Origin of the sequence: Aeromicrobium fastidiosum (assembly GCF_017876595.1) — a bacterium.
Lineage (GTDB): Bacteria > Actinomycetota > Actinomycetes > Propionibacteriales > Nocardioidaceae > Aeromicrobium > Aeromicrobium fastidiosum.
The window spans coordinates 3,128,506-3,147,134 of sequence record NZ_JAGIOG010000001.1 but is presented as its reverse complement, the minus strand read 5'-3'; the positions used below and the strand labels follow the sequence as shown (position 1 = coordinate 3,147,134).

General features: G+C 66.9%; 22 protein-coding genes and 4 tRNA genes. 16 read left to right on the top strand and 10 right to left on the bottom strand.

Annotation, left to right across the window (positions count from 1 at the left end):
- Nucleotides 1-68: 68 nt before the first annotated feature.
- Nucleotides 69-695: a hypothetical protein gene (locus tag JOF40_RS15725; RefSeq protein WP_129183822.1), complete on the bottom strand. Its 627-nt coding sequence runs from the start codon at nucleotides 693-695 to the stop codon at nucleotides 69-71.
- 79 nt (nucleotides 696-774) lie between these two features.
- Between JOF40_RS15725 and JOF40_RS15720 the strand changes: the two genes are divergently transcribed.
- Complete coding sequence (locus JOF40_RS15720) at nucleotides 775-1,680, top strand: YihY/virulence factor BrkB family protein (RefSeq protein WP_129183824.1); 906 nt, start codon at nucleotides 775-777, stop codon at nucleotides 1,678-1,680.
- Between the two features lie 132 nt (nucleotides 1,681-1,812).
- On the opposite strand, the gene JOF40_RS15715 is transcribed toward JOF40_RS15720, so the two are convergent.
- The 4 genes from JOF40_RS15715 to JOF40_RS15700 all read right to left on the bottom strand — a co-directional run bounded on the left by JOF40_RS15715 (nucleotide 1,813) and on the right by JOF40_RS15700 (nucleotide 2,934).
- Nucleotides 1,813-2,649, bottom strand: a complete 837-nt coding sequence (locus JOF40_RS15715) for an exonuclease/endonuclease/phosphatase family protein (protein ID WP_129183826.1) — start codon at nucleotides 2,647-2,649, stop codon at nucleotides 1,813-1,815.
- A 1-nt stretch (nucleotide 2,650) separates the two neighbouring features.
- A tRNA-Val gene (locus JOF40_RS15710) sits at nucleotides 2,651-2,722 on the bottom strand.
- 42 nt (nucleotides 2,723-2,764) lie between these two features.
- Nucleotides 2,765-2,835: transfer RNA gene (locus JOF40_RS15705), tRNA-Cys, on the bottom strand.
- Nucleotides 2,836-2,862: 27 nt separating this feature from the next.
- Nucleotides 2,863-2,934, bottom strand: a tRNA-Gly gene (locus JOF40_RS15700).
- 83 nt (nucleotides 2,935-3,017) lie between these two features.
- On the opposite strand from JOF40_RS15700, the gene JOF40_RS15695 reads away from it, so the two are divergent.
- Both JOF40_RS15695 and JOF40_RS15690 read left to right on the top strand, forming a co-directional pair.
- On the top strand, nucleotides 3,018-3,851 hold the full coding sequence (locus JOF40_RS15695) for an aminotransferase class IV (protein WP_129183828.1): 834 nt from the start codon (nucleotides 3,018-3,020) through the stop codon (nucleotides 3,849-3,851).
- Nucleotides 3,852-3,907: 56 nt separating this feature from the next.
- Nucleotides 3,908-3,979, top strand: a tRNA-Val gene (locus tag JOF40_RS15690).
- Nucleotides 3,980-4,077: 98 nt separating this feature from the next.
- Here JOF40_RS15690 and JOF40_RS15685 read toward each other — a convergent pair.
- Together JOF40_RS15685 and JOF40_RS15680 are read right to left on the bottom strand one after the other, a co-directional pair.
- Nucleotides 4,078-5,229, bottom strand: a complete 1,152-nt coding sequence (locus tag JOF40_RS15685; protein WP_129183830.1) for a tyrosine-type recombinase/integrase — start codon at nucleotides 5,227-5,229, stop codon at nucleotides 4,078-4,080.
- 44 nt (nucleotides 5,230-5,273) lie between these two features.
- A complete protein-coding gene (locus tag JOF40_RS15680; protein WP_129183832.1) occupies nucleotides 5,274-5,471 on the bottom strand; it encodes a helix-turn-helix transcriptional regulator in 198 nt (65 codons plus the stop codon).
- A gap of 61 nt (nucleotides 5,472-5,532) precedes the next feature.
- Between JOF40_RS15680 and JOF40_RS15675 the strand changes: the two genes are divergently transcribed.
- The 10 genes from JOF40_RS15675 (at nucleotide 5,533) to JOF40_RS15630 (ending at nucleotide 13,077) form a co-directional block, all read left to right on the top strand.
- Nucleotides 5,533-6,279, top strand: coding sequence for a hypothetical protein (locus JOF40_RS15675; RefSeq protein ID WP_129183834.1), 747 nt, complete (start codon nucleotides 5,533-5,535; stop codon nucleotides 6,277-6,279).
- A gap of 28 nt (nucleotides 6,280-6,307) precedes the next feature.
- A complete protein-coding gene (locus tag JOF40_RS15670; protein WP_129183836.1) occupies nucleotides 6,308-6,646 on the top strand; it encodes a hypothetical protein in 339 nt (112 codons plus the stop codon).
- Nucleotide 6,647: 1 nt separating this feature from the next.
- A complete protein-coding gene (locus JOF40_RS15665; RefSeq protein ID WP_129183838.1) occupies nucleotides 6,648-7,058 on the top strand; it encodes a hypothetical protein in 411 nt (136 codons plus the stop codon).
- Nucleotides 7,055-7,315, top strand: a complete 261-nt coding sequence (locus JOF40_RS15660; protein WP_129183839.1) for a hypothetical protein — start codon at nucleotides 7,055-7,057, stop codon at nucleotides 7,313-7,315. The genes JOF40_RS15665 and JOF40_RS15660 overlap by 4 nt, the downstream gene beginning before the upstream one ends.
- A 403-nt stretch (nucleotides 7,316-7,718) precedes the next feature.
- Nucleotides 7,719-8,084: a hypothetical protein gene (locus JOF40_RS15655; RefSeq protein ID WP_129183841.1), complete on the top strand. Its 366-nt coding sequence runs from the start codon at nucleotides 7,719-7,721 to the stop codon at nucleotides 8,082-8,084.
- 78 nt (nucleotides 8,085-8,162) lie between these two features.
- Nucleotides 8,163-9,623 carry a terminase large subunit domain-containing protein gene (locus JOF40_RS15650; protein ID WP_129183843.1) on the top strand — a complete coding sequence of 487 codons (1,461 nt, stop codon included), beginning with the start codon at nucleotides 8,163-8,165 and terminating at the stop codon, nucleotides 9,621-9,623.
- Entirely contained in the window at nucleotides 9,524-10,921 is a 1,398-nt protein-coding gene (locus JOF40_RS15645; protein ID WP_129183845.1) for a phage portal protein, read from the top strand. Before JOF40_RS15650 ends, JOF40_RS15645 begins: the two co-directional genes overlap by 100 nt.
- Complete coding sequence (locus tag JOF40_RS15640) at nucleotides 10,918-11,589, top strand: putative phage head morphogenesis protein (protein WP_129183847.1); 672 nt, start codon at nucleotides 10,918-10,920, stop codon at nucleotides 11,587-11,589. Before JOF40_RS15645 ends, JOF40_RS15640 begins: the two co-directional genes overlap by 4 nt.
- Nucleotides 11,573-12,001, top strand: a complete 429-nt coding sequence (locus JOF40_RS15635; protein WP_129183849.1) for a hypothetical protein — start codon at nucleotides 11,573-11,575, stop codon at nucleotides 11,999-12,001. The genes JOF40_RS15640 and JOF40_RS15635 overlap by 17 nt, the downstream gene beginning before the upstream one ends.
- Before the next feature lie 635 nt (nucleotides 12,002-12,636).
- Entirely contained in the window at nucleotides 12,637-13,077 is a 441-nt protein-coding gene (locus JOF40_RS15630; protein ID WP_129183851.1) for a hypothetical protein, read from the top strand.
- On the opposite strand, the gene JOF40_RS15625 is transcribed toward JOF40_RS15630, so the two are convergent.
- Nucleotides 13,074-13,730 (bottom strand): hypothetical protein, encoded by a 657-nt coding sequence (locus tag JOF40_RS15625; RefSeq protein ID WP_129183853.1) that lies wholly within the window; start codon nucleotides 13,728-13,730, stop codon nucleotides 13,074-13,076. The two genes, JOF40_RS15630 and JOF40_RS15625, sit on opposite strands and share 4 nt — an antisense overlap.
- A 135-nt stretch (nucleotides 13,731-13,865) precedes the next feature.
- On the opposite strand from JOF40_RS15625, the gene JOF40_RS15620 reads away from it, so the two are divergent.
- From JOF40_RS15620 to JOF40_RS15610, 3 genes are all read left to right on the top strand, one after another.
- The gene (locus tag JOF40_RS15620) at nucleotides 13,866-14,747 is read left to right on the top strand and encodes a phage major capsid protein (protein ID WP_129183855.1); all 882 of its coding nucleotides are present in this window, start codon (nucleotides 13,866-13,868) and stop codon (nucleotides 14,745-14,747) included.
- The gene (locus tag JOF40_RS15615) at nucleotides 14,747-15,085 is read left to right on the top strand and encodes a hypothetical protein (RefSeq protein WP_129185992.1); all 339 of its coding nucleotides are present in this window, start codon (nucleotides 14,747-14,749) and stop codon (nucleotides 15,083-15,085) included. The genes JOF40_RS15620 and JOF40_RS15615 overlap by 1 nt, the downstream gene beginning before the upstream one ends.
- 562 nt (nucleotides 15,086-15,647) lie before the next feature.
- Nucleotides 15,648-16,268 carry a hypothetical protein gene (locus JOF40_RS15610; RefSeq protein ID WP_129183859.1) on the top strand — a complete coding sequence of 207 codons (621 nt, stop codon included), beginning with the start codon at nucleotides 15,648-15,650 and terminating at the stop codon, nucleotides 16,266-16,268.
- 83 nt (nucleotides 16,269-16,351) lie between these two features.
- Here JOF40_RS15610 and JOF40_RS15605 read toward each other — a convergent pair whose 3' ends face one another.
- Nucleotides 16,352-17,683, bottom strand: coding sequence for a carboxypeptidase-like regulatory domain-containing protein (locus JOF40_RS15605; protein WP_188111818.1), 1,332 nt, complete (start codon nucleotides 17,681-17,683; stop codon nucleotides 16,352-16,354).
- A 136-nt stretch (nucleotides 17,684-17,819) separates the two neighbouring features.
- Nucleotides 17,820-18,599 (bottom strand): DsbA family protein, encoded by a 780-nt coding sequence (locus JOF40_RS15600; RefSeq protein WP_188111819.1) that lies wholly within the window; start codon nucleotides 18,597-18,599, stop codon nucleotides 17,820-17,822.
- Nucleotides 18,600-18,629 lie beyond the last annotated feature (30 nt).

Sequence of the window (18,629 nt, the reverse complement as noted above, 5' to 3'; positions counted from 1 at the left end):
ACGTCCGTCCACATAGTGAACGCGCGGTCGGGGATACCGGCGAAAACATGTACGAGTTGTGGGCCGTGTCACTCGTTCGAGACGAGCACCGACACGGCGAAAGCCCCCACCATGGACCCCAGCACGGTGCCACCGGCAGCTGTCAGGGCGACGTCCCACGGCAGGATGCCGGCGGTCGCCAGGCCCAGCACGGCGGCGGGCTGGAAGGCGACGAGCAGACCCAGGGGCAGCAGCGCGCCACCCACCAGCACCGGTACCCCGGTGAGTGCCTCGGACCCGCCTGCGTCGGTCGCGAGCGTCGCCCAGGCTCCGACGAGACCCACCAGGGCGGCTCCCAGGCCGGCCAGCACGAGGCCGGGCGTGCCGAAGACCAGCGTGTCGCCGAGTCGGTCCTCCAGAGCGAGGGCGGCGAGACCGGCCAGCACGGCACCGACCACATGTGCGGCGACGACCGGCAGCACGGTGGACCACGGGCGGCGGCCGACGACGGCCAGGGTCGCCACGGCCGCAGGGTTGGCCAGACCGAGCCCCGACTGCTCGTCCGACGAGTGCAGCTGGGCATACCAGCCGAGCAGCACCGCAAGCGCTGCGACGGCGGCGATGGCCAGGGTCGCATCGGCTGCGCGCAGCGCCATCGCGGCCACCAAGGTCGTCACTGCCGACATCAAGGTGGCGGCGGTCAGCTGGCGTCCCATCAGGACTCGCGGGGAGGTGTCGTGCGCGCCCGGTCGTGAGGTGCCGGCTGGAGGGGATGCATGTCGCTACGGTAGAGCCATGGTGGCGCAACCGGTAGGCCGACCGGCCGTGCCCGAGGCGATGAGCAGGCTCGTCGCCCGCACGGTCGCCAGCTGCTTCCGCTACCGCGTGACGGGCCTGGCGGCCGAGGCGGCCTTCTTCGCGATCCTGTCGCTGCCACCTCTGGTGTTCGGGCTCGCCGGCACGATCGGGTTCATCGCCGAGCGCTACGACGTCGCCCAGGTCGACGTGCTGAAGGACCGCATCATCGAGCTGGCGTCCCAGGCGCTGACCGACAGCACGGTCGACAAGGTCATCGCCCCGACGCTCGACGAGGTGCTGGGGTCAGGGCGCATCGACGTCATCTCGATCGGCTTCGTGCTGGCGCTGTGGTCGGGGTCGCGGGCGCTCAACGTCTTCCTCGACACGATCTCGATCATCTACGGCATGGGCGGGCACCGGGGCATCGTCAAGACCCGCGCGCTGTCGTTCACGCTCTACATCGTCGCGCTGATGGTCGGCATCGTGCTCGTGCCGCTCGTGCTGACGGGCCCCGAGCTGGCCGCCGACATCCTGTCCGACCGGTGGTCCTTCCTGCGGATGTTCTACTGGCCGGCCGTGCTGGTGCTGTCGATCGGCTTCCTGACGACGCTGTACCACCTGGCCGTCCCGGCGCGGAAGCCGTGGCGCGCAGGCCTGCCGGGCGCGGCCTTCACGCTGCTGCTGTGGATCGTCGGCAGCTACTTCGTGCGCTGGGCGCTCGGGTTCTCGACCGGCGGCATGTCGATCTACGGTCCGCTCGCTGCACCCATCGCGGTGCTGCTGTGGTTGTACGTCCTGTCGATCTCGGTGCTCATCGGAGCCGCGATCAATGCAGCGGTCGAGCAGTGCATCGAGGACGCCCGATGGGGACACGACGCACCGACTGCGCCGCTGTCGGACTGAGTCGGCACCACCGGGACGCGGGGCCGCCCCTGCCCTCCAGGGGAGGGAGGCAGGGACGGCGTACTCAGGGTACGGGGAAGACAAGCTGCCGCGCGAGGTCCCGGACCGTCTCGATCTCGCGTGTCTCCGACGTCAGGCCGGCGCGCCGTAGACGACGGTCGTCGGCAGGTGGTCGCTGATGCCGGCCGCGGTCTTGCGGACGTGCGCCCGTCGACGGGGACGCGACCGGTGCGCCTTGATCTTGTCGATGCGCTCGCCGTCGCGGATCGTGCCCGACCAGCCGCTGAGGGTGGCCACGGACTCGTTGTCGGCCTGCCACGCGCCCTCGAACACGTCGAAGTAGCCGTGCGGCTCGTACACCTGCTCCAGGACGGCCACGCGCGAGTTCTCGTCGTCGGCGAACGACACGCAGCTGACGTCGATGCCCCAGTTGGACCGCAGACGATCGCCCTTCGCGAAGGCTTCCGTGGCCTGCTGCACGCGCGTCCGGTCGTACGCCGAACCGATGCGGTGCTCGAAGTGCCCCGCCGTGAACAGCCAGCGCTCGGTGCCCACGTAGACCTCGGAGTAGACCACGTGCCGGGCGTCCTTCGACGGTCCCCGCGTCGGCAGCTTGTAGACCGCCCACCGCCTCGTCCGCATGCCCGTGCGGACCACCACGGCGCGACCTCGTCCGTGCCTGCCGATCGAGTACCCGGCCTCCGCCAACGCCTTCTCGAATGCCGCGAGATGGCGCTTCGGCACCTCGAGCAGGCTCAGGACGTCCGAGCCGATGTCGGCGATCTCGGCCGTGATGGCACCGATCCGGTCGGCGAACGTGTCGGCACCTCCGCCCACGACGTCGAACCCTGCGAGGTTCCACTCGGTGTGCGAGACCACGTCGACAGGACGCACGAGCGGCGTCGGGACCTTCGGGCCGTCCGACGACGAAGCCCCCGCAACCTCGTGAGGTCTCGGGGGCTTCAACATGTGGGCGATACTGGGTTTGAACCAGTGACCTCTTCCGTGTCAGGGAAGCGCGCTACCGCTGCGCCAATCGCCCAATGGGTGGTTATTCACTTGTGACTTTACTGGTGTTGTGTCGAGGTGGGTACGGGATTTGAACCCGTGTAAACGGATTTGCAGTCCGTTGCCTCGCCTCTCGGCCAACCCACCGCTGGATGGGTATGGAGACCCTCTCCGAGCGGACAACGAGATTCGAACTCGCGACCCTCACCTTGGCAAGGTGATGCTCTACCACTGAGCTATGTCCGCACCGGCCCGGTTACCGGGCCGAGATGAAACATTAGCGGATGCTTCTCGTGAGTCCCAAACCGGGGTCGGCGTAGCGTGGGGGCATGCGCGCATGGGTGAACGGACGTCTCCTGCAATCACCGGACGAACTGTCGATCAGCGCCCTCGATCACGGGATGATCGTGGGCGACGGGGTCTTCGAGACGGTCCAGATCAGCAACGATCGGCCGTTCGCGCTGACCCGTCACCTCGATCGGCTGGTGCGGTCGGCGACCGGCCTCGGCATCGGCACGCCCGACGTCGGCGCGATCCGCGAGGGCATCGCGGCGACGATGGACGGCCAGCAGATCTCGTTCGGTCGCATTCGGGTGACCGTCACGTCGGGCCCCGGTCCGCTGGGCTCGCCGCGGGGGAGCGGGGCGATGACGCACACCGTCGTCTCGGAGCCCTCGAAGCGTCCTCCGTCCGTCGCGCAGGTCGTCACGGTCCCGTGGCCCCGCAATGAGCGTGGCGCGCTCTCAGGGCTCAAGACGACGTCCTACGCCGAGAACGCGCTCATGATCGAGCACGCCACGGCGCGGGGAGCCTCGGAGGCGATCCTGCCCAACACCCGCGGCCAGCTGTGCGAGGGCACGGGTTCCAACATCATGTACGTCGTCGACGGCAGGCTCATCACGCCGACGCTCGAGGCCGGGCCCCTCGCCGGCGTCACCAGGGCGCTGGTGCTCGAGTGGTGCGCCGGCGAGATCGACGTCGTCGAGCAGGACGCGCCGATCGAGGTGCTGCAGACCGCCGACGAGGTCATCCTCGTGGGCACCACGCGTGACGTGCAGGCCATCAGCCGCGTGGACGATCGCGAGATCGAGGCACCCGGCCCTGTCACGCAGCTCGCGCAGCAGATCTGGGCCCGTGAGGCCGCCCGTGGCATCGACCCGTGACGACCTCGCTGTCATGACCCCGGCGGCGTAGGTTAGTGTTTCTGTCGCACGTCAGCGGGCGATTGGCGCAGTGGTAGCGCGCTTCGTTCACACCGAAGAGGTCACTGGTTCGAACCCAGTATCGCCCACCCGAGATTGCCCTCCAATCGGAGGGCATTTCTTGTTTCTGCCGGAGTGGATCAGAGCCGAGAACGGCAGATGACAGCCACGGTGACAGCCACCTGAGTCAGATGCCCATCGCAGCGCTGAGCGAGGCCATCGCGGATCGTGCCGTGTGGTCGGACACGTGAGCGTAGATTTTCGCTGTCGTCGCGATGTTGGAGTGCCCGAGCATGACGCTCACGGTCTTCAAGTTCTCGCCAAGATCGAGCATCGCTGTCGCGGCGCTGTGGCGCAGGGCGTGCACGTCCACGTCGGCCACGCCCGCCTTCTTCCCGGCGGTGGTGACAGCCCGCAGGACGTTGCGTGGGTCCATCGGCTGGCCGGTCTCAGTGGTGAACACGTAGTCGCCCTCCGTCCACGCCGATCCTGCCCTGAGGCGCTCAGCCACCTGAGCCTTTCGCTGGGCCTTCAGCACCCCAACGAGACCGGCTGAGAGGTCGAGGGTCCGGTGCCCCGCACCCGTCTTCACCGGCCCGACGTTCAGTGAGCCGTTCAGGCGCGAGATCGTGCGATTGACCGTGAATCGGGGGGTGTCCGATTCGAGGTCGAAGTCTGACCACCGGAGTCCGATCAACTCGCCCTTGCGCAGGCCCGTGGCCGCGATGAACTGGAGGGGTCGGTGGTATCGGGTGCCCTCCGCAGCTCGGATGAGCTGGGCGACCTCAGCGAGTGAGAGGAACCGCTGTTCCTCCCCGTCCGCCTTGGGCTTGCGCTTGAGGGCGCTCACCGGATTCTTGACAATGAGCCCGTGGGCCACAGCGTCATCCAGCGCGACCTTGAGAACCTGCAGCACGCGTGAGATGGAGGACTCGCTGAGTTGCCGGGCCCCACGCTTCGTCGTCTTGGCACGCAGATCGACGATGAGCCGCTCGACGTCAGCCAATCCGAGACGGTCGAGACGCACGGTTCCGATGGTCTCCGTCTCGACGTGGTTCGTCAGCAAGGAGACGCACGTGGCCTTGCTCGTGGGTCGTCGGTCGGACGCCTCTAACGACGTTGCTCGCCATTGCGTGGACCACTCGGCGAGCGTGCGTGAAGAGTCTCTAACGGGAGCGCCCGCGTCTAGCCGCTCTTGGGCTGCCTTCACCTTGGCTCGGACCTCTGCCTGAGTCTTGCCGGTGAAGTACTGACGCCTCTTCTCGCCCGTCACCGGGTCGGTGTAGCGGATCGCGTATTGGTAGCGACCATCCGCCCGCTTCGTCATCCGTGCTGCCATGCCATGACCTCTTTACTATTAGCCTTAGGAGGAGTCTGCCGTACTTAAGAGGTCACTGCGGACTTTCGAGCGATGAGCGCGTCGATGCTTGTGCGCACCACGAGCGCCCGCCGCCCTAGGTGGACCTGTTGGAGTTCTCCGGCCTTGACGAGTCGGTGCAGGGTCGTGCGCGAGATGCTGAGCAGCCGTGCTGCTTCAGCCTGAGTGACGAGGGTTGTTTCCTCTGGTTTCTGAATGTCCATGTATAGGAGTACGGGTCTGGAGCCGAAACCCGGTATTTAGCGACCGTCCGATACTTCCTCCGTGCGGATGCCTACAGCGGACCATGAACTCTCAGCCGAGGAGATTCGGCACCGATTCGGACCGCTGCTGCGGCAGGGCGTAGAGGCGTTCAAGCGCGACCCGTGGCTGCTCGTGGACGTCGCCGAGTCAGCCACCGCGCCGGGCGTGCAGGAGCGCGCTCAGCAGCGCTCAGCACTACGTCAGGCGTTCGAGGACGGGCTCAGCCTCCGTGAGGCGGGCGAGGTCGTGGGGCTCTCGGCTGGAGCAGTTCATTACCGATGGGCGCAGATGGGCCTGCGAGTCTCCGACCGTCCCAAGCCGGTGCCGACTGCGAGCGACGCTGAGGAGCGTCTCGCACGCAAGCGCGAGAGCAACAGGCGGACGGCTGCGAGGAGGCGAGCCCGTGAGAAGGCAGCGCGTGTCGCTCAAGCCGAACTGTTGGCTGAGGAGCGAGCAGCCGAAGCGCAAGCATCCGTCCACCGTCGAGATGAAGAGCGCGACAGGTTCGACAGCCTCACCCGTGCGCTGACCGGGCTCAGCTTGCGAGAGGCCTCAAGTCGGCTGGAGTGCAGTCAGACCAAAGTGCGGACCTCATGGATTCGACAGGGCCTTGAGTACAACACTGCAGACGCGTCGAAGGCCCGAACGGCTGCCATCTTGCCGTTGCTCGACGAGGGCCTGAAGCCCGCCGAGATCATGGCTCGGCTCGGGGTCACGCGCTCCCACGTGCTCAACGCTCAGAGGCACCGGCGAGCTGAAACCGGCTGAAATCGGACCTGCCGATACTTCAGTCGAAATGGCTATCTTCTCGGCACTCCAGCACCGGGCAACGGTCTCCCGTTCGTTCCGCAGCTTCAGCGACGGCAGGGCCTCATTCGAGTGGGCCGAGGTCAGCACCGACCTGCCGTGTCTGCTCGACGCGCACAAGCCCGACGAGGGCCAGCCGGTGGAGTTCGAGCGGGCCGACCGCAAGGGCCAACTGTTGACCGGACCTCGCGCCGACATCCTGCCGGGGGACCGCATCACGATGACGCGCGGAGCCGTCGGCACCTACGTCGTCCAGCCTGACCCCGATGAGCGCTCGACGTTCCACGGGCTCAGTCACCGCGAGTTCCTCGTGAAGCAGGAGCGATGACATGGACATCGTCACGATGACAGTCGAGCGGCTGCAGGCCTCCGAACTCGTGGGGATGCCCGTCTACGCCCGCAAGGAGCCGCACAAGATCGACGGCACCGGCGGGCTGTACGTCGTGGTCAAGGACGCCGGACCGTGGGGCACGAGCCAGCACCACACGCGGCTCAAGCGCGTCGTGCGGGTGGACCTGTACGCCGACTGTGAGCGTGACGAGTTCAACCACCCGGCGGAGGACGACGCAGCCGTGCGCGCGTGGGCCGCGTGGGCGGGCATCGACCGCGAGCTGCACGACCTGAATCACGGATGGATCGCAGTGTGCAGCAGCTTGCGCAGCGACGAGCCGAGCGAGATCGACATCCCCGGCGCGGAGTACTCCGTGCTGCTCTCAGGCCGATACGAGGTGTCCGTATGAGCGACCAGCCGCAGGGACTGACAGCAGCCGAGATCGACGGCTCACTGCTCGCGATGGCACTCGTCGAGGCTGGGCTGCGCAGCGACGCCGAAGCCCTCAGCGTGCTCTTCAGCGACGCGAAGGACCAGCCCGGCGTACTGCCCGCGCTCGTGGAGTCCCTCTGCCAGCTCATGCACCACACGATGGGCGAGAACGCTCTGCTGCAGGCGCAGCACTGGCGCTCGCGCATCCTCGCTGAGAGCCCGGTGGACCGATGAGTCACGGACTACTGAAGCCATGCCTGACGTGCGGAGTGCCGACCCGCAACGCTTCACGCTGCGATGAGCACGAGGCCGAGGTGACAGCTCGAATGAAGGCAGCGAACGAGCGCACCCGCGTGCGGGCCAGCACGAAGGAGCGAGGGCTCGACGGGGCGTGGAAGCGCCTCAGTGTCAGGGCTCGCCGGATGCAGGCGTACTGCTCGGATTGCGGCGAGACGGACCCGAGCAAGCTAGAGACAGACCACACCCCCGAGGCATGGCACACCCGCCTCGTGCTGCGCAGGTTCATCACGCTGGCGATGGTCGATGTCGTCTGCGGTCGCTGCAACGTGCGACGAGGCAGTGCACGACCGGGCTCACCTCGCTATGAGGCATGGCTCGCAGAGCAGAGCGTGCCCGCATGACCGGCATCCGTGTGCGCAGCACGTGGAACCTGCAGCCGCTGCTCGACGAGCTCGACAGGTTCGCCGACCTCCCGACCGAGCGAGCCATCGCCGAACTGGACAGTGTCCTCGGTGGATCGTTCGCAGTGACGCAGGCGTTCGTGCACGTCAAGACAGGACGGCTCAAGGCCTCCGGTCGAGTGCGGTCGTTCGAGCACGAGCGCACGTGGACAGGACACATCCAGTACGGCGGAGCCGAGGCCTATTGGAGTCAGTGGGAGTTCAGCCGAGAAGGTCACCACCCGTTCGACGACGACCCCGCGTTCCACGCACAAGAGGGCCGCTACGCCGACGCCATCGACCAGATCATCCGTCATGGGTAGGGGGGTCTCGGGCACACCCGAAGAGGTCGCTCCGGTGTGTTCTGAAGGAGAGCCCGTTACACACCTCTGGGTGACCCGATGAAGGCCGGGCCGAAGGCAGCGCCGAGCGCCCGTGGGCTGGTGGAGGGCGACCTCCCGGAGAGCGGTCCCGAGCGGATCATCGCGTGGATCGAGAAGTTCATCCGCACGCCGAAGGGAACGGGCGCACGAGGCCCGATGATCCTGCGGGAGTGGCAGCGCGAACTCATCCGTGGGGCGTTCGCTGAGACTCGTCCACGTCTGGCGCTGTGGAGCCTGCCGAGAGGTCAGGGCAAGACGACGCTGTGCGCCGCGCTGGGCCTCTACGCGCTCTTCAGTGGCGAGGAGGGCGCACGCATCTACGTCGTGGCCGTGGACGAGCGTCAGGCGCGTCTCACGTTCGAGGCTGCGGTGCGCATGGTCGAACTCAACGAGTCGCTGAGCAAGCGCGTGCAGATGTTCCAGAACCGCATCGCGTACCCGCGTACGGGCTCGCTCTTCCAAGTGCTCTCGGCGACCCCTGCGAACCTCGAAGGGCTGGACCCCAGCCTCATGCTCATCGACGAGATCGGGGTGACCGACCGGCGCACCTACGAAGTGGCGGCGCTGGCCTCCGGCAAGCGTGAGACGTCGTTGACGCTGTGCATCGGCACGCCGAGCCCTGAGGGCGCTGACAGCGTCATGTACGAACTCCGGAAGTGGGGGCTGGAGCACCCCGAAGACGCGTCGTTCTACTTCAAGGAGTACGCCGCTCCGCTGGGCTGCGAGATCGACGACGAGGAGGCGTGGGCGGTCGCAAATCCGGCGTTGAACGACTTTTTGTGGCCCGACGCCATGCGCGCGCTGCTGCCTCCCAAGACGCGAGAGGCGACGTTCCGACGTGCCCGGCTGGGGCAGTGGATCGAGGGGGCCGACAACTCGTGGCTGCAGCCCGGTCAGTGGAAGGCCATCGAGCAGCCCGGCGGAGTTCCGGACGGCTCAGACGTCATCCTCGGGCTCGACGGATCGTTCTCCGGCGACTCGACCGGGCTCGTGGTCTGCAGCATCGGCACCCGCCCGCATCTCGACGTGGCGGGCTACTGGAGCAACCCCGGCGACGACGAGTGGCGGGTGGACATCCTCGACGTGGAAGACGCTGTGCGAGCCGCCTGCAGGCGCTGGAGGGTGCGCGAGGTCGTGGCCGACCCGTACCGCTGGCAGCGCTCGCTTCAGGTGCTCGACCGCGAGGGCATCACGGTCTTGGAGCACCCGCAGAGCGCGCAGCGCATGACCCCCGCGACCCAGAGTCTCGGCGAGGCCATCGCCAACCAGCAGGTGACCCAGAGCGGGCACCCGGCGCTCGCCGAACACATGACCAACTGCCGCGTGACCGAGGACAGCCGAGGCGTCCGGGTGCACAAGGTCAGCCGCTCGTCACGCCAGTGGATCGACCTCAGCGTCTGCTCGATCATGGCGCACTCGCGAGCCCGGACCCACGCGACGACGAAGCCCAAACGACGAAAGGTGGTGTCGTTCAGGTGAGCGAGATCGCAGAACTCAGCAAGTTGCTCGACGTGCAGGAGAGCAAGGTCCGCGCACACGAACAGCGCTACCGGGGCGAGGTCCCTATCGCGTTCCTGAGCCCGAAGGCTCGCGACGCTCTCGACCAGCAGTTGAAGGTGCTCAGCGTGAACTATTCGCGGCTCGTCGTGGATGCTCTCGCCGAGCGACTCAAGGTCGTGGGCTTCATGATCGACGGCAAGCACGACGACGCGCTGTGGGAGCGCTGGCGGGCTCAGTCGATGCAGGACGGGGCCGTGCAGGCCATCACTGACGCGCTCGCGACCGGGCGCGGATTCATCAGCGTGTGGGGCGACGACGGACAGCCGACCGTGACCCCGGAGGACCCCGGCCAGTGCATCGCGCTGCGGGACCCGATCACCCGCGAGATCACCATCGGGATGCGCCGGTGGATCGACGCTGGCAAGGGTCACGCGACCGTCTACCGACCGTGGAGCGTGGACTACTACACGAGCACCGCCGGAGCCGCTGAAGGCGCGAGCCTGCCGTCTGACGGGTGGAACCTCGTGGACTCGCGACCGCACCCGCTGGGCATCCCGCCTCTCGTCCAACTGACGAACCGAGGCCGCACCGCTGACGTGTTCGGCATCTCCGAGATGGACGCTGTCCGGGACCTCGTGGACGCGCTCACCAAAGTCATGATCGACGCGATGGTGACCAGCGAGTACTACGCTCGCCCGCGCCGATGGGGCACCGGCATCGAAGTGGAGACCGAGACCAACGACGACGGCGAAGAGGTCGCCATCGACCCGTTCGCGAACTCCGACCGGACGTGGCTCGCCGAGGCCATCGAAGCCAAGTTCGGCCAGTTCCCGACGTCCGATCTCGCCGCGTACGACACCCTCAGCCGCACGCTGCTAAGCCAGATCGCATCGCTAGGCAGTCTTCCCGCTCACTACGTGTTCCCGGACTCAGCGCCCACGAGCGGCGAAGAGGTGAAGGCCAAGGAGACGAGCCTCACCGCGAAGGCCGAGAGCCGCATCACGACGTTCTCGCGCCCGTTCGCCGACGTCGCGCGCCTCATGGTCGCCATCCGGGATCAGCGCCCCGTGCGCAGCATCAACGCCGAGACCGTGTGGGCCGACCCGGCAACGCGCACCATCGCTCAGGACGCCGACGGCTACACGAAGATGCACGCCGAGGGCCTCATCTCGACCGAGGCCGCTCTCAGCCGGATGGGCTGGAGTCCCGAGCAGATCGAGGACGACCGCTTACTGCGGATGCGTGAGCAGGCGCTGCGGATGGCGGCTGGGCTGTGACCGATCAACAGCAAAACGCCGAGACCGTCGCGAGCAAGGTCGGCACGCTGGCAGCCATGTACGCCGCCGGTGTGCTCACCCGCGAGGCGTTCGTGGAGTCGTTCGCGCTCGTGGTCTACGCAGCCAAGGTGAGCGCAGCGCGCATCGCTGAGGTGGCTCTGTGGCGCTGGAGCTTGACGAGCTGGCCGGAACCCATCGAGCCGCTCGGGATCGTGCCGGACCCGGACGTCATGGACTCGCTCCGGGAGGCCGTGGAGACCATCGCCGAGGACGAGGGAGCGCAGCCGGGGCTCGACGCCGACGAGTTCCAAGCTCGAACTATCAGCGAGATCAGCCGAGGAGCTGTGGCGTTCGGCTCCGGTGTGGAGATCGTCCAGCGCAGCGAGCGCGTGGCAGCCGACGCAGCTCGCGAGAGCGGCAAGGAGACGACTCAGGACCGCATGGAGCGCGCAGGGGTGACGCACTGGCGGTGGGTCGCCCAACCGGACGCGTGCGACGAGTGCCGCAAGAGGCACGGACGCGTCTACGCCATCGACGTGAAGTTCCGGGATCACCCGCAGTGCGAGTGCTCGCTGGAGCCCGCGACACCCCAAGAGATCGAGACCAGCCTGCGCAAACGGCGCATCGCTGCCACCAAGGAGGAGAACCGACATGACACAGCCGCTTGAGACCCCGCCCGAGTCCGTGGAGACACCCCCGGAGAGCACAGAGCCGCCCGAGGATGCCCGTACGGAGCCGGAGACGTTCAGCCGCGAGTACGTGGAGACCCTCCGAGCCGAGAGCGCCGAGAACCGGCTGAAGGCCAAGAAGGCAGACGACTACCTCGCAGCGCTGCAGTCCGCAGCAATCGAGCACACCGCAGGCCGGGTCCTGCAGGACGCGAGCAACCTGCCGTGGTCCGACGAGTTCAACGACCCCGAGAGCGGGATGCCGAGCCCCGAGCTCATCCGAGCTGCAGCCGACTCACTCGCCAAGGAGAAGCCGCACCTCAGCAAGGTCGGGGGACCGACGCAGCAGGGCTTCAGGGGCAACGAGTCAGACGCCGAAGAGGTCAGCCTGGTCGGCCTGCTGCAGGGTTAACAGCGGATGTCAACGCCTCCGGTGTTGCACAGGATGATGACCTGCTCACCAGACTCAACCACATGGAAGCCGCGACGCTGACACTCAGCGATGAGGGCACTCATACCGACGTACTGGTCAACATCGCGCCGTGCGCGTCGAACGACATTGCCTCGGTTCGCTTGTCCTGCGGCGAAGATTTGATTCATCCATGCACTCATTACCGAACCGTAGCCCCTCAAGAGGCTCAGCGAGGTCGCATACCTGAGGTTCGCGAGTGTCTACAAGCGAGGGCGTCGCGCCGACGACTTCGACGAGGAAAGTAACGATCCCGCAGCGCCTGCCAGCGCTCGGGATCATGACCGGAAATGCGAGTTCCGATGGACACCACTCTAATAGCGCCTGAAACGAGGGCCCTCCCTCTTGTTCTAGGGGCGACCCTTTTTGACCAACATCTCTCGACACCGTTCCTGCAGCAGTATCTCCCTCCCCACTGCATGAACAGACTGGACGAGCCGGGAGAGGCGATCAACAGAGAGACCGGCGAGCTGAGCCCGCATGGGTGTGGAGCGCTGACGTGCACGTACTGCGTCCGGGGTAAAAGGCGAGCGGTCGCCCGCGCCGTAGGCGCATCGGACCCCGAGGCCATGCTGACCATGACGCGAGCACCTGAGGGCATCGCCGAGACGGCAGCGTGGATGCGGAACGTCAGGCGCAACCTGCAGCGCCGAGGCTTCCCGCTGGAGTGGGCGTGGGTCGTGGAGTGCAACGAGCGCCGAGACGGACGGCACGCGCACCACGTTCATGCGCTGGCGCACGGCTCGATCCCACCCGAGCACGTGCTGAGTGACGTAGCGCAGCGGGCAGGCTTCGGAGCAGTCGCCGAGGTCCGGCGGGTGGGTCATGCGCCGGGAGCGGCGCGATACCTCTGGGCCGCGCGGGAGAAGTGGCGGACGATCGACCTGCCGCACCGGCTGTGGACCAACGGCGGGCACCTGCAGCACTCAAGCCGCTACTTTTGGCGGGTGGACGGCGAGCACGTCGCGGGCGGGTGGAAGGCTGTCAGCCGGGTGCTGCGAGAACAGCCAGCGGACTAGTTCACCACCCAAACGCCGCCCGCCACTAGGACCGCTTGAGGGAGGAACGGAGACCAGCGCAAAGCGAAGTTGACTGCCTTTTGGGCTCGACCTTTCGGCTTGTCGATGGTCAGCGGGTGAAACAACTGCTGCATGACGCCAGCGACGCCGAAACAGATTGCTGCATACACGAGAAGGAACGTGCCGTCGCCGCGCAGGCTTGGGCTCGCGATGACGGACATCGCGACGGCAATCCCGAGTACCTCGGCAAGGACCGTCAGGCCGATAAGAGCCACTGTCGAGGTTTCTAGAGCCCGTGCTTGGTTCGCGATGCGACGCGCCCGCGCGTCGTCTTTGTCGCGCGCCTCTCGCGTCTTCTTCGCCTTCGCTATCACCGCATCGGACTTCTCCAAGATGCGCTTGAGGTGGTCCCTTTGGCTGTCGGGTATCGATGAAACTGCAGCCTCTAGAACCATCTCCGCCTTCTGGGACTCAAGCTCCGCGAGTTCCTCTTCCAACTCAGTCAGTGCGTTGTTGGCAGCGTCGTTCTCGTCCTCAATCCTGCGGACGTCTCGGATGTCACGCAGTAGAAGGCCAGCCCGCACGCCCTCAGTGAGCAGCAAGACCGGGATGACTTGAGCAGCGGCCTCGTAGAAGGCGACGGGGACTGACATGCCGGACAGTCTGGCGCACGAGCTGCCGATACTTACGGCAGACGCACCGGAAGGGCTAGAGGCCCGACCGATGTAAGGCATGAGGGCTAGAGGCCCGAAAGCGAATCACTCGATTCCTACTTTCGGAGAACCCTCATGGCAATCAACACCGGCAACGCCACCGAGCTGCTGCAGACGCAGGTCGCCAAGGTCCTGACGAAGCCGCTGGAGGCGCAGAGCGTCTTCCTCGCATCCGGCCCGGTCATCTACGACACCGCCGGACCGCTTCGGCTCCCGAGCCTCGGTGGCCCGATCACCGATCCCGGCTGGACCGGCGAAGGCGAGACGATTCCGACTCGTGATGTCGACTTCGGCGACGTCTCGCTGCTGCCCTCGACGATGAAGAGCGTCAAGGTCATCACGAAGATGTCGGAGGAGATCGTCCGACAGGCCGTGGTGTCGCTGGAGACCGCCGTCCGTCAGCGCCTCGTGACCGACGTCGCGAGCAAAATCGACACGCAGTTCTTCGGAGCCTCCGGAGACGGCGTGGAGACGCCTCGTGGCCTCTTCTCGTGGCTCGGGACGCAGACGGTCGCCGCCGCCGGTGGGCTGACGTATGACGTGCTGCTCGCAGCGTGGAGCAAGGCCCTCAGCGCCAACGTCAACATGGGCTCGCTCAAGTTCGTCGTGACCCCGCGCGAGTTCGTCACCCTCAAGGGCCTGAAGGACGGGGACGGGCGCTACCTCGCGCAGCCGGACCCCACGCTGGACAGTGTGTACCGGGCGTTCGGCATCCCGATCGTGGTGACGCCGCGCATCCCCGACACGACCGGAGGCACGCCGACGGGGCGGGCCGCGCTGGTGGACTTCTCGCAGGTGGCGGTCGCCCGCGACCTCGCGCCCTCGGTGAAGATTCTCAACGAGCTGTACGCAGGAACCGGCGAGGTCGGCATCCGCGTGCAGGCCCGTTACGACGTCGCGCCTGTGAACCCGAGCGCCGTGGTCAAGATCACCGGCATCACGATCCCGGCTGCATGATGGCTGCCCTTCCCACGGGCTCGACACTGCTCGGCTACCTAGGCTGGGCCGCTGACGAGACCCTCACGGCGCAAGCTGACGAGCACGCTGCTGGAGCCGTGCTGCTCGTCCGTGAGTACACCCGTGGGAAGGGCTTCCAGACCGCGTCAGACGGCACCGTGACCGTCTCCGACGGCATCGCCGGGGTGATCGTCACCTACGGCGCTCGCAGCCTTAGCAACCCGACGAGCGCCCGTGAGATCGAGGCTGGAGCGTTCAAGGAGAGCCCCGGCTCACCGTGGTCGTTCTCGCTCGTCGAGACGCTCGTGCTGAACAACTACCGGCGACGGGCGGGCTAGATCGAACTATCGAACTTCCTCGGTGAGGGTCCAACCCACTAGCAACATGGGGTCGGTTTCCGTGCGCTACGTTTCACCCCTCACCGAGGGACCAACTCCCCGGCCACGAGCCGGGGCAGGCAACGGCGGATCGACTTGTCTCCGCTGGGAGGGACGGCGCTGAGACTGGCCTCTCGCTCGTCGTCCCTCAAGCCCTGACTTCCGGAGTTTCCTTAGTCGGTTCGCTCCGGGGGACCGAAGGCCCTCGCTCGTGGGGTGCGGGGGCCTTCACATTTTGACAGCCAACCTGACAGCCATTGGGTCAGATTTCCCTCGGTTTCCCGCTGTTTCAGTTGGTACACATTCGCTGCAATCCCGGCTAGAACTGTGCAGTGTGAAACAGCGAGAAACGTGCATCACATGGTTCACACCGAAGAGGTCACTGGTTCGAACCCAGTATCGCCCACACTGAGGACGCCCTCCATCTGGAGGGCGTTCTTCATTGTCTACACGTGTCGCCCCGCCACCTGTTCAGCAGATCAGCAGTTGTCCGGGCGAGACAGGGTGTTAGCGTCGTCGCACCGTGGACACGAGCGAGATGGAAGCGATCGAAGCTTCAGAGCCCCATGCGACGGCTGGTGGTCGTCGCTGGCCCCTTCCTGTGTTCCTGGCCGGTCTGCTGTCAGCAGGTGCCTCATACGGCTCGGTCCTCTTTCTGATGGAACGGATCGTTCGGGTAGGTCCGCTCGATGCCGTGTGGATCGCTGCGCTGCTCGCCACCGCATCCATCTGGTGTGTAGCGGCATCCTTCATGGGCGCGACGGCGTCGGCCGCGACAGGGCGAGTCGCTGAGTTTCTGCATCTGGCTGTCCTGGTGCCAGCGACTGTGCTGGCTGCGCTTGCCGCGACGGTCTTCGCGAACTTCTTACTTCTTCTCGCCGTCGGGGAGTCCCCGCAAGTCCGCCTGGACGTGCCGGAGGGGTCGCCCGGCTACATCCTCGTACCTTTCACCTTCGGTGAGACGACCCTGACTCTGTATCGAGGCAACGGAGTCGTCTTCGAGCGGGTCGACACGCTTCTATCCGCGCCGGACGTTCGAGCGAAGTCCACGGACTCCTACCGGGTGGTGACAGGTGCGGACGGCCGCCTGCGCCTGACGTACCGGCTGCACGACGGCACGGAAGCGAATGTGCTGTTGCCCTGACGGCGCGTCACGCCTTGATGTCTGCCGCGCATGAAGCAGCCCCCGCCGGGATGACGAGGGCTGCCCCGATCTGCTGCTCCTGGCTACTCGACCGTGACCTTGACGACCTTCGAGAACTCGGCCGTGCTGCTGGTGCCCGAGTAGTGGGCGACGAGCGAGAGCGTGCCCTTCGGGAGGCCGATGAAGGTGACACTCGCCTTCCCCTTCTTGACCTGGTCTGCCGCGGTGCTGAGGCCGTTGAATGACAGCCAGAACGTCCCGCCTGGGGCGCTGCCCGTCGCAGTGCGCTTGATGCTGACGGCGACCTTGGCCGTGCGGCCGGTGACCTTGGTGGCGAACTTGGCCGACGACCTCGACTTCAGGGCGGTGTCCAGTCCGCTGATGGGCTGCCCCGGGGTGATCGTGACTACCTGCCGTGCCGACTTGTCCGGCCCACCACCGAGGTACTGCGACGCCCACACCTTCTTCGGGTCGTCGAACCTGACCGTGTAGGGGCCCGCCGGGAGGCGGTCCTGGACGGTGAAACGCCCGCTGGATCGAGTCGCACCCTTCGTGCCCGCCGCCGCGCTGCTCGACACGGTGACCTCGATGCCCTTCAGTGGCTTGCCAGAGGCGTCCGTGGCGGTGCCGGCCAGCTTGGTGGAAGCCGGGCCGAACTTCGTCATCGTCACGGTGGGGAGGGTTCGCTGCTCTCCGGCGGTCAGCGAGATGCCCTGGGGGGCGTATGCGGCGCTGTCGGTCCCGGTGGCGCAGTCGACCAGCGCGACGCGCGTGAAGTCGTAGCACTGCGAGCCGTACCGACCGTCGGAGACCACGACGCCGCTGTAGTTGTCGGCGGGGATGCCGCGCAGCGAGAACGTTCCATCGGCCTTCACGACCGTGTCCCAGTCGGGGTACAGCTTGTCGTACGACGGCCCTTGATCGTTGTACAGCCCGTGGTCGGGCCCGACCCTCAGTCCCGCCGGCGAGCGGCCGTCACTCGTTGCCAGCGTGCCGGTGAGAGAGGCCGCCGCCCGCGCATGGATGTTCTTCGTGACCGTCTTGCCCTTCTTCGCAACGATGGTGCGGAAGGTCTTGACGATCCGCCCCGTGCGGTCGGTGACGAGCACGACGTACCTGTTGCTGGTGGCGGACTTCGCGGACAGGCCGGCGAACGAGTAGCGCCCCTTGCTGTCGGTGTAGTCGGTCTTCAGGGGGTTGTCCGCGACCTCGAGCTCTTGGTTGGTCTCCTGGTAGACGAGACGGTAGATCTGGACCTTCGCGGCGACCACGGGCCGGCCGTCGAGCGTCACGGCACCCTTCGATGCGCCGGTGCTCGTCGCTGCTGTTGCGGGCGAGGCGAGTCCGGCAGTCAGCATCGCCGAGGCGGTGAGCAGGGCGGCCGCCCACGTGCGGCGGGTACTTCTCGTGGTCATGGGGTTCCCTCGTGCGTTGGCGCGCCAGTGCGACACCTCGTCTCGGCACGTTACCTCTGGGGCTGAAGTGAAGGCAACGACATGCGCGGCGGCACTGCATGACATCGCGGACCGCACATGCGCGCGGCCCCGCGGCTCAGGCCTGAGCCGCGGCGATCGCGGCCTGCAGGTCCTCGACGCCCGGTGCGCCGCCAGCTGAGTTCGACACGGCCTTGCCGTCGACGACGACGGTCGGGGTCTGATCGACGCCGGCCTTCTCGCCGGCCGCACGTGCCTCGTCGATCCAGCCCTCGTACTTCTCGTCGCGGATGCACGAGTCGATGCCGGTGACACCGATCTGCTTCGCGCGGTCGATGAGCTCGTCGTCCTCTGGCCCGTCCGTGCGCTCCTCGGGCTGGTTCGCGTAGAGGGCGTCGTGCATCTTCTTGTACGCGGACGCTCCGCCATCGGCGAGCACGCACAGGGCGGCGTTGGTGGCGCGGTGGGAGTAGCGATTGGGGCTGCCGCCGTTGTCGTCGAGGAACGAGAACGGCTTGTAGGCGATCGTGACGGCCCCCGACGCCACCTGGGCGTCCAGGAAGTCGCCGGTGGCGGCCTCGAAGGACTTGCAGACGGGGCACTGGAAGTCCTCGTAGATCTCCACTGTGACGGGCTTGGCGCCGGCCGGGGGAGTCGCACCCGCCGCCGCGGCGTCGTAGACGATCCCGTGGTCCTTCGTGGCGTTCGCAGGCTGAACGACGGGCGAGCTCTTGCCGCCGGACGCGGACGTGACCGCGTAGCTGCCGACGCCGATCAGGACGGCGACCACCGCGACGATCGCGACAGTGATGACGTTGCGCTGCCTGCGGTCGGCCTTCTCGCGGTCGCGGCGCATCTGCTCGGCACGGGCGGCTCGTTGCTGGCGGTCGTTGCTCACTGCGGCTCCTGACGACTGCCGGCCACGGTG